This is a genomic window from Paenarthrobacter sp. C1, assembly GCF_049315185.1.
Taxonomy (GTDB): Bacteria; Actinomycetota; Actinomycetes; order Actinomycetales; family Micrococcaceae; genus Arthrobacter; species Arthrobacter nicotinovorans.
Genome location: NZ_CP186052.1, coordinates 1870068 through 1884895, shown reverse-complemented (window position 1 = coordinate 1884895; position 14828 = coordinate 1870068). Strand labels below are relative to the sequence as shown.

10 protein-coding genes are annotated in these 14828 nt (G+C 63.9%); 4 read left to right on the top strand and 6 right to left on the bottom strand.

What is annotated here, in order from left to right; all coding sequences use genetic code 11:
* Positions 1–8: 8 nt before the first annotated feature.
* From cydD to ACNAOU_RS08860, 3 genes are read right to left on the bottom strand one after another with little or no spacing between them, the layout of a single operon-like run.
* Complete coding sequence (cydD, locus tag ACNAOU_RS08870; RefSeq protein WP_422758439.1) at positions 9–3428, bottom strand: thiol reductant ABC exporter subunit CydD; 3420 nt, start codon at positions 3426–3428, stop codon at positions 9–11.
* 7 nt (positions 3429–3435) lie between these two features.
* Positions 3436–4518, bottom strand: a complete 1083-nt coding sequence (gene cydB / locus ACNAOU_RS08865) for a cytochrome d ubiquinol oxidase subunit II (protein ID WP_039240777.1) — start codon at positions 4516–4518, stop codon at positions 3436–3438.
* Positions 4519–4536: 18 nt separating this feature from the next.
* The gene (locus ACNAOU_RS08860) at positions 4537–6141 is read right to left on the bottom strand and encodes a cytochrome ubiquinol oxidase subunit I (RefSeq protein WP_018778700.1); all 1605 of its coding nucleotides are present in this window, start codon (positions 6139–6141) and stop codon (positions 4537–4539) included.
* A gap of 280 nt (positions 6142–6421) precedes the next feature.
* Here ACNAOU_RS08860 and ACNAOU_RS08855 point away from each other — a divergent pair, with 280 nt between their 5' ends.
* The 3 genes from ACNAOU_RS08855 (at position 6422) to ACNAOU_RS08845 (ending at position 9130) form a co-directional block, all read left to right on the top strand.
* Positions 6422–6808, top strand: coding sequence for a BlaI/MecI/CopY family transcriptional regulator (locus ACNAOU_RS08855; protein ID WP_011774471.1), 387 nt, complete (start codon positions 6422–6424; stop codon positions 6806–6808).
* 5 nt (positions 6809–6813) lie between these two features.
* A complete protein-coding gene (locus ACNAOU_RS08850) occupies positions 6814–7800 on the top strand; it encodes a M56 family metallopeptidase (protein WP_039240773.1) in 987 nt (328 codons plus the stop codon).
* Between the two features lie 127 nt (positions 7801–7927).
* Positions 7928–9130: an MFS transporter gene (locus tag ACNAOU_RS08845; protein ID WP_422758438.1), complete on the top strand. Its 1203-nt coding sequence runs from the start codon at positions 7928–7930 to the stop codon at positions 9128–9130.
* A 14-nt stretch (positions 9131–9144) separates the two neighbouring features.
* Here the strand turns inward: ACNAOU_RS08845 and ACNAOU_RS08840 are convergent, their stop codons facing one another.
* Complete coding sequence (locus ACNAOU_RS08840; protein ID WP_039240769.1) at positions 9145–11253, bottom strand: DNA gyrase/topoisomerase IV subunit B; 2109 nt, start codon at positions 11251–11253, stop codon at positions 9145–9147.
* A gap of 267 nt (positions 11254–11520) precedes the next feature.
* Between ACNAOU_RS08840 and ACNAOU_RS08835 the strand changes: the two genes are divergently transcribed.
* Positions 11521–11742 (top strand): DUF7455 domain-containing protein, encoded by a 222-nt coding sequence (locus ACNAOU_RS08835; RefSeq protein ID WP_018778705.1) that lies wholly within the window; start codon positions 11521–11523, stop codon positions 11740–11742.
* 225 nt (positions 11743–11967) lie between these two features.
* Here the strand turns inward: ACNAOU_RS08835 and ACNAOU_RS08830 are convergent, their stop codons facing one another.
* Together ACNAOU_RS08830 and ACNAOU_RS08825 are read right to left on the bottom strand one after the other, a co-directional pair.
* Positions 11968–13281 carry an RNA polymerase sigma factor gene (locus tag ACNAOU_RS08830; RefSeq protein ID WP_018778706.1) on the bottom strand — a complete coding sequence of 438 codons (1314 nt, stop codon included), beginning with the start codon at positions 13279–13281 and terminating at the stop codon, positions 11968–11970.
* Positions 13282–13525: 244 nt separating this feature from the next.
* Positions 13526–14797, bottom strand: coding sequence for a DUF4192 domain-containing protein (locus tag ACNAOU_RS08825; protein ID WP_079581354.1), 1272 nt, complete (start codon positions 14795–14797; stop codon positions 13526–13528).
* Between the last annotated feature and the right edge of the window lie 31 nt (positions 14798–14828).

The following is a 14828-nucleotide window of genomic DNA, read 5'->3' as shown; positions in this document are numbered from 1 at the left end:
CCCTCAGGTTACTGAGCAGTAGGCCCTCCCACCAGTTCCGCCGCGCCCGGCCTGCGCACCGGTGTTCCTGCGGCGGACAGCTCAAGCCGCGCATCCGAGGGGTCTATGTCATCAGGGTTGTGGGTCACCAGGACCACGGTGACGTCCTTCAGACCCTTGCGAAGCACAGCCATCATTTCCCGCGCAGAGCCTGCGTCCAAATGTGCTGTTGGTTCGTCCAGCAACAGGACGGAGGCGCCCGTCAGCAGTGTCCTGGCCATGGCGAGACGCTGCCGCTCGCCGCCGCTGAGGAAGGAACCACCCGGCCCGATGCGCGCATCCAGTCCACCCGGCAGGGCCGCCACTACGGCGTCAAGGCCGACGGCGGCCAGCGCCTTGTACATGTCCGCTTCGCCGGGCTTTTCGGCCGCTGGCCGGCCAAGAAGGAGGTTGCCCCGCACCGTGGAGTCGAAGAGGTGTGCTTCCTGCGGGCACCACGCGGCAGTACCGGTCAGCTTTGCCGTTCCTTCCGTGAGGGGAAGGAAGCCCAGCAGGACCGAGAGCAGTGTGGATTTGCCGGCCCCGGACGGTCCCGTGACGGCCAACCAGCGGCCCGGTGCGGCCACGGCGTTGAGTCCGGAGATGACGGTGGGCCCTCCTGGCCACGCTGCAGCCGCACCGCGCAACTCGAGTCCCTCCTTGCCGGGCCGGTCAGGCAAAGGCAGCGGACCGTCGTCGTGGTTTTCCCGGCCCCGGGGACCGTCCGTTGAGTCCAAAGCGCCGGAGGAGGCCACCTTTCCCAGGACGGCCGCGAGCGCCGGTGCCTGACGCGTCGCGGAGACGATGCCCGCGAAGGGTTCCACCAGGGCCAGCAGCATCAGGACAATGACAGCGGCGAGCTCCGGAGCCACCGTACCCTCGAGCACGGAGGGAGCGCTGAGAGCGCCTGCCCAGAGTGCCGACAAAGAACACGCGAGGACGATCACTGCCTGGCCCAGACCCTCGGCCCATGCGGCGCGCTTGGCCGACACGGTGGCGGCCCGGTCTTTGCCCTCCAGTGATCCGATCACCGGTTCGCTGACGTTGTTGACACTCAGTTCAGCCCTCGCATCCAGTGCCGCAGCAACTCCCCGGAGCACCACCGAACGCAGCTGTCGTTCGGCCTGTGCGGCGTTCCGGTCAGCCAGGACAGCCAGGACAGGAGCAACCACCAGTCCCACCACGGCGGCGATCACCACGGCGGGCAACGCGGCAGGCACGACGATGGCGGTCGCTGCGATGGCCGCGCCGCCAACTCCTACCGCAGTAAGGGGCGGCAGGGCCACCCTGGGCAGGAGGTCGCGGAGTGTATCGACATCGTCCACGATCGATCCCAAAACGTTTCCGCCCTGCAGCAGGCGCCGCAGCGACAACGCCCGCTGGCTCAGGGTTGACCAGAGCGATCCGCGAAGCCGTGTCATGGCCGCGAACACGGCGTCGTGGGTCAGGAGACGTTCGCAATACCGCAGCACGGCCCGTCCGATGCCGAAGAACCTGACGCCAACGATGGCGCCCAGCAGGTAGAGGATGGGTGGTTGCTGACTGGCCCTGATGATGAGCCAGCCGGACAGGCCGGACAGGGCGACAGCGAACAGTGCGGCCAGCACCGCCACGACGCCGGCGGCTGCGAACTTCCAGCGGACAGGTTTGAGGATGGCCGCGAGGAGGCGAACGCTGCCGGCACGCGACCGGTCCGTGACGTTGAACGGCCCGGCGCTGCCGAGGGCCTCAGCCGGTTCCCTTGCGGTGTCCCGTGCGGTGTCCGTTACGGTCAAGGCGACCGGCTGCGCGGCGGCCGCGGCGACTGTCCCGGCAGGTGTTGCCTTGTGTCCGATGGCTACAAGGTGGTCAGCGAGCGCACGGGTGGCGGAGTCATGGGCCACCAGGATCACGGTGGCCGTGCCGCGAAGCGATTCGATGGCGCGACGGACGGCGGCGGCCGAGTCGTCGTCCAGGTGAGCGGTGGGCTCATCGAGGAGCAGCAGCGTTGCGCCTGCCTCGACGCGGGCCAGACCGCGGGCCAAGGCCACACGGCGCAGTTCGCCCGGGCTCAGTTCAGCCGGGTGCTTCGCTGCCAGGTGTCCGGCGGATGCCCTGCTGAGGATCTTGGCCACGGCTTCGGCGGTGTCGCCTTCGAACCCGTCAAGGTAGAGCTCGATCTCCTTCTGCACGTTGTCGGCTGCCATGACGGGATGCTGCGGAACCCAGGCCACGGCTGCAGGAGCCACCCCCGCCACAGTACCTGTGACGCGGGCTCCCGGCCCGTTGCCGATGAGTCCCGCCAGCACTCCCAGGACGGTGCTCTTTCCGGCGCCGCTGTCGCCGTCGAGGGCTGTGATGCTCCCCTGCGGGGCAGTGAAGTCGAGGGGTCCGACGGCGGCAGCGGTCCTGCCGCGGTACGTCACCGACAAGTCGCTGACGACGACGTCGGCGGGCTCCGTACGGCGCGTCGCGTCCGTGACGCGTCGGTGCCGGGGAGCTTCCAGTACGGCGTTGGTTGTTTCGAGGGCTGCCCGGCCGTCGTCGCTGGCGTGATGCGCGGTGCCGAGCTCCCGCAGTGGCAAGTAGCAGTCAGGGGCGAGGATCAAGGCCAGGAGGCCCGCTTCCAGGGCCATGTCCCCTGCTACGAGCCGGACACCGATGAATACTGCAACCACGGCTACCGAGATGGTGGCGATGAGTTCAAGGGCAAGCGCGGAGAGAAAAGCAGTGCGGAGCGTACCCATGGTCCTGCTGCGGTACTGCTCGGAGATGTCTTCCAATGCGGCGCGTTGCTCGCTGGCGCGGCCAAGCCCCACCAATACGGGCAGCCCCTTGGCCAGTTCCAGGATGTGGCCGGAGAGTTTCCGCAGGGTGGTTTGCGCATCCCGGACGCGGTCTTCGGTGTGTCGTCCGATCAACACCATGAACAGGGGCACCAACGGCACAGTCAGGACGATGACCACGGCGCTTACCCAATCGGCGAAGAGGATCCGCGCTCCGATCAATAAGGGAACCGTGGCGCAATTGACCAAAGCGGGAAGGTACTGGGTGTAGTAGTCGTCCAGCGCATCCAGCCCGCGCGTCGCCAGTATCGCCAGGCCGCCGTCGTTCATTCCTTCAACAGGGGCCGAACCGCCGTCGTCCAGGGACCGTCTGAGCAGCCGCACGCGTAGTTCCTCTTTGACACCCAGAGCGGCGTGACGTGCCGCAATTCCTTGTCCCCACACGGTCAGTGACCGCAGCACGGCCCCGGCCGCACCCCACAGCAGGTCACTGTTCCAGTCACCGGAACCCGCTGCGAGACCGGCGAGCATTGTGGCCACAGCCTGCGCCATCAGGACAAGGGACAGCGCTTTGAGCGCGGACATCAGCCCCAGGACGTAGAGCGCCGAGCGGGTGGCCTGTCCGGAAGGAAACACCGGTTTCATGAGCCGGCTATTTTCCCGGTTGCGCGGGGTTGGAGGAGGCGCCTTCCTTGGAAACGAGTACTTTTGCCGCGATGGCGGGGAGGAAGCCGTGTGCCTCAGGAATGTGTGCCGCGCTGACACGCCGCCGGAACACCCAGTAGGTCCAGGCCTGGTAGGCGATCACCAACGGCAGGCCCACGGCGGCCACAATGCTCATCAGGCCTAGCGTGTAGTCCGAGGAAGAAGCCGTGGAGATGGTCAGGTTGAAGGCGGGATCGATCGTGGAGGGAATAACCACCGGGAATGCCGCTCCGAAGATTGAGGCGGTGGCGCAGACAATGAATGCACCCAGGGCTCCAAAGGCCCGTCCCTCGGAGCCTGCGCGGGCCAGTGCCCAGGCCAGGACCACTGCGATGACGGCGGCAGCTACCAGAGCCCACGTCCATGGCTTGCCGCTGAGGAACTGGACTGCCACCATCCACCCGAACATCGGCAGAACCGCGGCCGGGACCAACCGCACAAACCAGCGGCGGGCACGGTGCCGCACCTCGCCGTCGGTCTTGAGGGCAAGGAATGCCAGGGCGTGCACCAGGGCGAAGGCCACCACTCCGAAGCCACCCAGAAGCGCGTAGCCGCTGAACCAGGACATCGGGCCGCCCTCCCGGTCTCCGTTGGCGTTCAGGGGCAGGCCCGTTGTGGTGAGTGCAAGTGCTGCACCGATGCCGAAAGCGGCAACGAAGGAGCCGACGGCGATCGCCCAGTCCCAGCGGTTGCGCCAGCGTTCGGAATCGACCTTGCCCCGGTATTCGAAGGCAACGGCCCGGAAAATCAAGGCAACCAGGACTGCCAGGAGCGGCAGGTAGAGGGCGGAGAACAGAGACGCGTACCAGAGCGGGAAGGCGGCGAAGGTAGCGCCGGCTGCGGTCAGCAACCACACCTCGTTTCCGTCCCAGACCGGACCGATGGTGTTCAGCAGGACCCGGCGGTCGGTGTTGTTTCGTGCGAACAGCTTCATGAGCATGCCCACGCCGAGGTCAAAGCCCTCAAGGAAGAGGTAGCCGGTCCACAGGACGGCGATGGCCACGAACCAAATGGTTGGCAACAGTTCCATTGTCAGTTTCCCCTGCTCCTAGTAAGCGAATGCCAGAACGTCGTCGCCGGACTTGTCCGGGGTGTCGTTGTCTTTGCCATCCCCGTTCGGGGACCCGTCCTTGTCTTTGCCATGCCCCAGTTCCGGCATCGCGGAAGCAACGCCACCGCGGACATATTTGACCAGCAGCTTCACTTCCACCACCAGCAGCACCGCGTAGATTGCCGTAAGCACTACCAGCGAAGTCAGGATCTCCCCTGCGCTGACCCCTGGGGACACCGCAGCGGCGGTGAACATGAAGACCTGGTCGATGCCGTTCATATCCGGATTAGGGGCAACGACGAACGGCTGCCGGCCCATTTCGGTGAAGATCCAGCCTGCGGCGTTGGCGCCAAAGGGCGCCAGGATTCCGAAGACCGCAATCCGCATGAGCCACTTGGACTCCGGGACTACGCCCTTACGCGTTACCCAGAGGGCCAGCAGCGCGGCGAGGGCTGCGACGCCGCCGAATCCGATCATCATGCGGAAGCCCCAGTAGGTCACTTCCATGACGGGAACGTATTGGATTTCCTGTCCGGCACGGTCGCCGTAGAGCGGGTTGTCCGGCAGATTGGTGCCGTACTTCTCTTTGTACTCGCCGAGCAGGCTGTTGACTCCCTTGACCTCGGTGGTGAAGTCTCCCTTGGCCAGGAAGGAGAGGATGCCCGGCACTTCGATGACGGCCACGACATCTTCACAGTTGGAAGAGCCCACGTTTCCGACGCTCAGTATCGAGAACCCTGTTCCATCGTGGCAGGCCGCTTCCGCTGCAGCCATCTTCATGGGCTGCTGTTCGAACATGAGCTTGCCTTGGAGGTCGCCGGTGAAGGCCGTTCCTGCGAAGGAAATCATGGCCACGACGGCGCCGATGCGCAGGGACTTCATCCAGACTGTGTAGTCGGCTTTGTCCCGCCCGGGGATCTGCGGCGCATCACCGGGAATGATCCGGCCGTCCTTGCCCACGGTGTCGATCCCATCGTGGCGCCGACGCCACAGGTGGTACCAGGCGATTCCCAGGAGGAAGGCTCCGGCGACGGCCAGCGCACCAAACAGGGTGTGGGGCACCGCTACCAGGGCAGTGTTGTTGGTGAAGACGGCCCAGGCGTCGGTCATGACGGGGCGTCCGTCCACCATTTCAACTCCCACGGGGTGCTGCATCCAGGAGTTGGCCACAATGATGAAGTAGGCAGAGAAGACCGAGCCGATGACCGCGATCCACAGGCAGGCGAGGTGGACGCCGCGCTTCAGTTGCTTCCAGCCAAAGATCCAAAGCCCAAGGAACGTGGACTCCACGAAGAATGCCAGCAGCGCTTCGAGAGCGAGGGGCGCCCCGAACACGTCACCGACGAAGCGGCTGTACTCACTCCAGGCCATGCCGAACTGGAATTCCTGGACGATGCCGGTGGCCACGCCCATGATGAAGTTGATCAGGAAGAGCTTTCCCCAGAACTTGGTCATGCGCAGGTACTCGGGCTTGCCCGTGCGGTACCACATGGTCTGGATGATGGCCACGACCAAACCCAGCCCGATGGTGAGGGGCACCATCATGAAGTGGTAAACGGTAGTGATACCGAATTGCCAGCGTGCGATTTCCAAGGCGTCCATGGCTGTCCTTTGTGCGGTGGACCGAAGTACGATGACGTTAGTTCTACATAGCGTAGAAAACTTCTCTTCTACACAGTGTAGAACAAATGCCGGGCAACGAAACCCATTCTTCAAGTGGCATCGGCCACGCGCAAGAGGTGACCGGGCGTGGCGGCGCGCCGACAGTTCTACCTCACGTAGAATCAACGTAGGAAAAGCGGTAGATTTATTGTGGAATGCTGGATCATCGCTCCCCGCGGCAGTAACCCTGCAGCAGGAAGCGGAAGGTAGGGAAGTAACGATGGCAAGTCTTGGGGAACTGGAACGGGCAGTGATGGATCTGCTCTGGGCAGGCCAGGAAGCTGCAACCGCCAATACGCTGCGCGATCTTCTGGCGCAGGACTCGGAGGCCGGCGACGGCACCGCAGGCCATCAAGGCAAAGACCTGGCAGTAACCACCGTCCTGACCGTGCTGTCCCGCCTGGAAAAGAAGGGTCTGGTGGAACGCGAGCGGGGAACGCGCCCGCACCGTTACCAGGCAGTCTCCAGCCGCGCCGACCACACTGCAGAACTGATGCACGAAGTCCTGGGCTCCGCTCCGGACCGTGAGGCTGTCCTTGCCCGCTTCATTGGCTCCGTCACCGAAAGTGAAGCCGCTACCCTGCGCAAACTGCTCGGCTACAATTAGCCACTATGTTCTGGACCTCATACCTGCTTGCGGTCCTGGCATTGATTCTGGCGTGGCCGGTTCCCGTCCTGCTGTCGCGCGCACAGTGGCCGGCACGGTCGCCCTTCACCGCCATGGTGCTGTGGCAGGCCATAGCCCTTGCCGGTGGATTGTCGATGATCGGCGCCATGCTGGTCTACGGTCTGGAACCGATTGGCGACAACCTCCTTGCCGGCCTCAGGAGCCTGGCCGGAATGGTGTTCAACAATGAGCCCACCACTGCTTTGGGTTTCTGGCACCTTTTTGCCCTCTCCGCCGCCGCACTCCTGACCGCGCATCTCGTTTTCACCCTGTTGCTGACGTACTACAAGATCGAGCGCCAGCGTCGCCGGCACCGGGAACTTCTCGCGCTGCTGGCATCACCCTCCGACGACGGTCCCGGGACCGTCGTGATCAACCATGAGTCCCCGGTTGCTTACTGCCTGCCCGGCGGCGCCCGTTCGGTCACGGTCCTGTCCGATGGCCTCATGGCCGCACTCGATCCAGCCGAGCTGCGGGCCGTCCTCATCCATGAGAACGCCCATCTTTCCCAGCGGCACGATCTCTTGCTGTGGGCCTTCGCTGCCTGGCGCCAGGCCCTCCCCTGGTTTCCCACAACCCGCCTCGCCCAGACAGCCGTGAACTCCCTGATCGAGATGCTGGCGGACGACGTCGCGCTTCGGACCGAAAGCAAGGGCACGCTCATCAAGGCCATCGCCATCGTAGCCAGCGGCAGCTCCCAGCCGGCCGTCAGCGCCGCCGCGCTGAAGGGTGGTGGCGCCGTCGTCGAGGGCAACGGTGTCAGCGCCACCGGAGGTGCCGATTCACCGCGCACGACGGCGTCACGCGTCAGTCGGCTGCTCTCGCCGCAGCCGCCCCTCACCAAGGGACTGAGGGTGCTGGTCCTTGCTGCCTCGGCGATGCTGCTGGCCGTTCCCACAGCGCTGTTGATTGTGCCCGGTCTGCTCGGTTAGCCGGCAGGGATGGGCTCCGCCCACAGTGCCAGCAGCGCAGCTTCCTAAGGACACCACAGCGCCTTGTTACATTTAGGGGCGTGAATCCGGTTACATCTAGGGGCGTGAATCCGTTACATTCAGGGGCGTGAATCCGCCCGAAAAGACCGGCCCTGCGCGCAGATCTCCCTACCAGCGGTGGCCCCTTTATGCTGCGGGCTTCACTACAGCTTTCGGGGCGCATGCTGTTGCCGCAGGTCTTGGCGCCGAAAGCCAGGACATCGGACTGAGCCTTCTCGGACTGGGTATTCTGCTCGCTTTGTATGACGTTGCCGAAGTCTTCCTCAAGCCTGTCTTCGGCGCACTGAGCGACCGCATCGGGCCCAAGCCGGTGATCGTGGGCGGGCTTCTGGCCTTCGCCGCCGCGTCTTTGGCGGGTCTTTGGGCTGAACAACCCGGCATGCTCGCCGCGGCCAGGCTCGGTCAAGGCGTGGCAGCATCGGCCTTTTCACCGGCTTCCTCCGCCAGTGTCGCCCGGCTCGCGGGCAACAATACCGGCCGCTATTTTGGGCGCTACGGCTCCTGGAAAGGCCTCGGCTACGCCCTGGGCCCGCTATTGGGCGCCGGTGCCATCCTGGCGGGCGGTTTCGGGCTCCTGTTCTCCGTCCTGTCCGGCGTAGCCCTAGTGGTGGCCGTATGGGTCCTCATCTCCATGCCGCATTTGGAACCATTGCCCAGGACCCGGTACACCCTGGCGGACGTGTGGCGGCAGAGCACCGGGAAGACGTTCCCGGGCTCCACAGTGGTGCTCGCAGCGGCCACAGGGGCGCTCGGGGCTGCTGATGGCTTCCTTCCGGCCCTTGCCGCCAGGGACGGACTGGGCACTGCCGGGAGCGTCGCCGTCGTGACTGTCCTGGCCATTGTGTCCTCCGCAGTCCAGCCACGCATTGGCGCCCTGCGGGATCGCGGCATACTTACCGACAGGCCGGGGATGATCGCCGGACTGTCATGCATCGCCGTGGGGATCCTGATCGCGGCCACCTTGCCAGGGGCACTCTGGATCTACGCTGCGGCCTTGCTCATTGGAGTCGGGATTGGCGTGGCGACGCCGCTCGCGTTCGCCCATCTTGCAGATTCCACACCCAAGGCCAGGCTCGGCCGGACCATGGGCTCGGCCGAGCTCGGGCGGGAACTCGGCGACGCCGGGGGTCCGTTACTGGTAGGTGGTATCGCCGTTGCCGCAGGGCTGCCCTGGGGGCTGGGTGCGCTAGCAGTTCTGGTGGGAGCGGCAGCGTTCGCCGCCCCCGCCGCTGCCCCCAGCCACGCATCGTCCGCCCGGGAGCCACGGTGATCCCCCTGGTGGGGCTAAGCGTCGATACGCTCCCGGTCCAAGGTTGCTGCGCCGGCGATGATGAATTCCTTGCGTGGTGCCACATCCGAGCCCATCAGCAGGTCGAAGACTTCTTCCGCCCGCTGCGCACTGTCAATACCGACTTTCCGCAAGGTCCTGTGCCGGGGATCCATGGTGGTCTCCGCCAATTGCTGGGCGTCCATCTCGCCAAGGCCCTTGTAGCGCTGGATCGGTTCTTTATACCGTTTCCCTTCCTTGACCAGCTTCGCGAGGAGCACGTGAAGCTCGGCTTCGGAGTAGGTGTAGATCATCTCGTTGGCCTTCTGGCCCGGGTTGATGACTTCCACGCGGTGCAGCGGCGGGACTGCGGCGAACACCCGGCCGGCTTCGACCATGGGCCGCATGTACCGGAAGAACAGCGTCAGCAGCAGAGTACGGATGTGAGCACCGTCAACGTCGGCATCCGTCATGAGGATGACCTTGCCATAGCGCGCCGCATCAAGGTCGAAGCTTCGGCCGGAACCGGCGCCCACCACCTGGATCAGGGCAGCGCACTCAGCGTTGGACAACATGTCGCCCACCGACGCCTTTTGGACATTCAGGATCTTTCCACGAATCGGCAGCAGCGCCTGGAAATCCGAGGACCGCGCAAGCTTCGCTGTACCGAGCGCGGAATCTCCCTCCACAATGAACAATTCCGACCGCGCCACATCATCCGTGCGGCAATCAGCCAGTTTGGTGGGCATCGACGAAGTCTCCAGCGCGTTTTTGCGGCGCTGGGTCTCCTTGTGGACGCGGGCTGAGATGCGCGATTTCATCTCGCTGACCATCTTCTCCAGCAGGAGGGCAGACTGTGCCTTGTCGTTGCGGTTGGCCGAGTTCAAGCGTGCGGTGATTTCCTTTTCAACCACCTTGGCAACGATCGCCCGAACCGCTGAAGTTCCAAGAATCTCCTTGGTCTGCCCTTCGAACTGCGGCTCAGCCAGGCGAACAGTCAGGACGGCCGTCAAGCCGGCAAGAATGTCGTCCTTTTCGATCTTGTCGTTGCCCGCTTTGAGCTTGCGGGCATTGGTTTCCACGGCCTTACGGAAGGTCTTCAGGAGAGCAGCTTCAAAGCCCGACTGGTGCGTGCCACCCTTGGGCGTTGCAATGATGTTGACGTAGCTGCGCATGGTGGTTTCATAGCCGATCCCCCAACGCAGTGCGATGTCGACTTCGCAGTCACGCTCCACTTCGGCGATCTTGCTGTGCCCGTTCTCATCCAGCACAGGAACGGTTTCCTTGAATTTCCCGGATCCGTGAAGCCGCCACACATCGGTAACGCCGGAGTCGGCTGCCAGGAATTCAACGAATTCACTGATACCGCCGTCGTGGTGGAACACTTCCTCGTGGACCCCGTGCTCACCGGGGGTGCCGGCGAGCTTTCGTTCGTCGCGGACCGTGATCCGCAAGCCGGGCACGAGGAAGGACGTCTGGCGGGCGCGGGCCACCAGATCGTCGTAGGAGAACTTCGCGTCGGGGGTGAAAATCTGGCGGTCCGCCCAGTAGCGCACACGGGTTCCTGTGACGCCCCGCTTGGCCTTGCCCACAACGTCCAGTACCGAATTCTCAACGAATGGTTCGAACGGCGAATCAGGTCCGGTCTTGGAGCCGGCATCGAGGAAGCGGCCAGGTTCACCCCGGCGGAAGGACATCTGATAGGTCTTGCTGCCGCGGTCCACCTGGACATCGAGGCGGCTGGACAGTGCATTGACCACGGAAGCGCCCACGCCATGCAGGCCACCGGACGCCGTGTAGGAGCCGCCGCCGAATTTGCCGCCCGCGTGCAGCTTGGTAAAGACGACTTCGACGCCGGACAGGCCGGTTTTGGGCTCGACGTCCACTGGAATGCCACGGCCGTCATCATGGATTTCCACTGAGTTGTCCGCGTGCAGGATCACCTTGATGTCGTGCCCAAAGCCGGCCAGGGCTTCGTCCACGGCGTTGTCGATGATTTCCCACAGGCAGTGCATGAGGCCACGTGAGTCGGTGGAGCCGATGTACATGCCCGGGCGCTTGCGGACCGCTTCCAGGCCCTCCAGGACAGACAAATGCCGGGCGTTGTATTCAGAACTCGGTGCCACGTGGGGGTGTGCTCCTTCGGGGGTATAACTCAGGGTGCTTCCCAGCCGTATGTCGCTGGTATTTCGCTGGTAATTCAAGGCAAACACTGCCCATACTAGGCTAGCCGCCGTGGCCCTTAGGTACTGGTTGCCACTCCCGGCGTCCGATGATCCGCATCGTTACGTTACGCACATGTGATACGCGGACAGCGAAAGTGACCCATCCTTGCCATGGATCTGCGTCGAATGCTGGTTATATGGATGTACAGAACTACTAAGGAGGCCGACATGACAACAGCAGTTGCAGACCGCACACTGAACGCCGCTGACCGGTGCGATCGTTGCGGAGCCCAGGCGTATGTCCGCGTTGTACTCGAGTCCTCCGGTGGTGAGCTGCTCTTCTGCGGCCACCACGCACGTGCAGTTGAAGCCACGCTCCGGCCCATGACTTCCGACTGGCATGATGAGACCGAGCGCCTCAATGAGAAGGCACCCGTACCCGTCGACTAACGTACACGTCGACTGGACAATGCAACCGGCAAGAGTCCGGAACCACATCGAGCCAAAGGACCCTTCCCCACCGGGAGGGGTCCTTTTTGCTGTATCCGTCTGCTTCCACAGGGCGCTGCTTAATGCCGGTTCCGCCGTGGATTGATGTCCGGGCGGTCAACAAGAAAGCGGCCCAGCCGGATAACCGACTGGGCCGCTTTGGTGCTGACGCACTTGCTTGGAATTTTAGTCCAGGTAGTCCCGCAGGACCTGCGAGCGGGACGGGTGCCGCAGCTTGGACATGGTCTTGGATTCGATCTGGCGGATGCGCTCACGCGTCACTCCGTAGACCTTGCCGATTTCGTCTAAAGTCTTCGGCTGGCCATCAGTGAGGCCGAAGCGCATGGCGACCACGCCTGCTTCACGCTCTGACAAGGTGTCCAAAACTGAGTGCAACTGCTCCTGCAGGAGCGTGAAGCTCACTGCGTCAGCCGGAACAACTGCTTCGGAGTCCTCGATCAGGTCACCGAACTCGGAGTCGCCGTCCTCGCCCAACGGGGTGTGGAGCGAGATGGGTTCGCGACCGTACTTCTGGACCTCGACGACCTTTTCGGGTGTCATGTCCAGTTCCAGTGCCAGCTCCTCGGGCGTGGGCTCGCGGCCCAGGTCCTGTAGCATCTGGCGCTGAACGCGGGCCAGTTTGTTGATGACTTCGACCATGTGCACCGGAATACGGATGGTGCGGGCCTGGTCAGCCATGGCACGGGTAATTGCCTGGCGGATCCACCACGTGGCGTAAGTGGAGAACTTGAAGCCCTTGGTGTAGTCGAACTTCTCCACGGCGCGGATAAGGCCCAGGTTGCCTTCCTGGATCAGGTCCAGGAACAGCATGCCTCGTCCGGTGTAACGCTTCGCGAGCGATACAACCAGGCGAAGGTTGGCCTCGAGCAGGTGGTTCTTTGCACGCTTGCCATCGTGGATGACGAACTCGAGCTCGCGCTTGAGCTTGGGATCCATGGACCCGTCATCCGCGTTGATCTTTTCCTCAGCGAAGAGCCCGGCCTCAATGCGGAGGGCCAGATCGACTTCCTGTTCGGCGTTCAGCAAGGCCACCTTGCCGATTTGCTTCAGATAGTCCTTGACGGGGTCTGCGGTTGCACCAGCTGACATGACCTGCTGTACAGGTGCGTCGTCATCATCGGCATCCGAGTAGACAAAGCCTGAGCCGGATGGGGCGGCCTTGTCTTTGGCGGCAGTCGCGCCGTCCTCGGTGTCGTCGTCTCCGACTTCGACTTCCTCCGCTGCTGCGGGGTCGAAGTCTTCGTCCTCGGCGCTGGGCTCCTCGGCGTCGGTGGCGGAGGAGCTGTTCGCTGCTTCGGCAGCGGCCTTCGCACCGGGTTTGGGTCCACGCTTCTTCGGGGCAGGCTTGTCAGAGTCGCCCTCTGAAGCCTTGTTGGCAGCACGTGTCGCGGCGCGCTTTGCCGATGTGGCCGCCTTCTTTTCCTCAGCGGACAATTCGGCCTGGGCGGCGGGTTCCTTCTCGACGGAAGACGGGGTCACAGAAAACCTTTCTAGCGGCGGTCTGTGGAATCACCATACGGGCAACACCACTATGACCCTGTCAAGTCCGCGATCAACTTCAAATGCGATCACCGCCTGCAGAGTCTTTGATTACAACTACCGGCGACACTGGATTGTTCCCGTCTCCGGGCCCATCCAGGCATTCAAACGCGGACCCAACCGGGTCTCGGCATCCATTGTCTCACGGTTTTGCGAAACGTACGCCTGTTCAGTGCCAAGGAAACTAGGCAGGTGCATTGCCCGGCCCCTTCCATGCGGAGTCGGGGCGGCGCGCCCACCCACACAGAACGCCCTCCCCCAGAATCTCCATGAGCAGCTCGGCCAAGCGGTAGCCTGGCTGGGCGTCTCCGGCCCGGCTCAGGCAGGCGTGTGCGAGGGAGCCGTTGCCCCTGCACCAGAAAATCCACCCTTGCAGGGTCAGCGCAGCGGCTGCCACTTCTCCCAGCTCGCCCTCGATGGTCAGTAGGGCAAGGGCCTGTTGCAGCACGTCGAGGTCGCTCCAGCAGGGCACCTCCGGATGCATGCCCAACAGGACATCGCCGTAGGTGTAAACGTCGGCGGACTCCCCGGATCCTGCAGTACGGGCGGCCCCCGACTGGTTTTCGGTGGTTGGCCCGACATCGGGCACGCCCAGTTCCCGAGAATCAAAAGGTGGGCTGTCCAGCCCATCCTCGACGAAGAGTCCGAATTCTTCAGCGCCGGACTTTGCAGCATCCGTGCCGGCTGCGGCCATCACCACCACCGCGTCCCGCCACGCCGTCACTTTCAGCGTGGTCCTAAGAAATCCGATGAGCGTCGCATCAGCGGCCGGGTCCAGGGGAGCATTCCGGAGGGCCCTGGTCATGACGTACCGCCACACAGCAAGGACAGCATCGAAGCAGGCCTCGCTGCGCCAGCTGCCAAGTATCTGTCGACCGAATTGCACCTCCGCTTCCGATACCCGGGATCCGTGCGGGCCGGACAAGGCGAGTCCCAGCCCTTCAAAGCCTTTTCGTGGGGACGGTCCGATGGCATTCCCCTGGTACACCAATTCCGCACTGAGCCGGCTTTCCTTGATCCGTTCAACGGCGAACCCGGGAAGCGGGCAACAGCCTTCATCGACGCAGTAGGCTCCCCGCCAGTATTCGGCACCCACCAGCCAAGCGTCACGCACTGAGAGATCGACGCAGTCGAGGCTGGCCCTGAGGGCATCGAGCAAGGGCGTCATCCGGCCAACCACTGAGCCGTCCTGCCAACCGCCATCGGTATACACGGCGAGGACCACGCCATTGGCAGCCTCATCGGCAATCAGATACTGGCGCACATGTTCAGCGAAACGGGCCATGCCTGCGTGGGAGGACAACGCCGGCAGGTCTACCCGGAGGGTTGCGCCCAGGAGCTTTCCCTGCATCGTGATGGCCACGAGGCTGTCCTCGGGCCAATAGCCCAGCATGTGGGGTATGTAGCCAAGGATGTCTTCGGGCTGGTGGATGTTAAGAGTTTTGTTGGTGGTCATGCCTCAAGCCTGCGCACCGGCGAAGACAAGG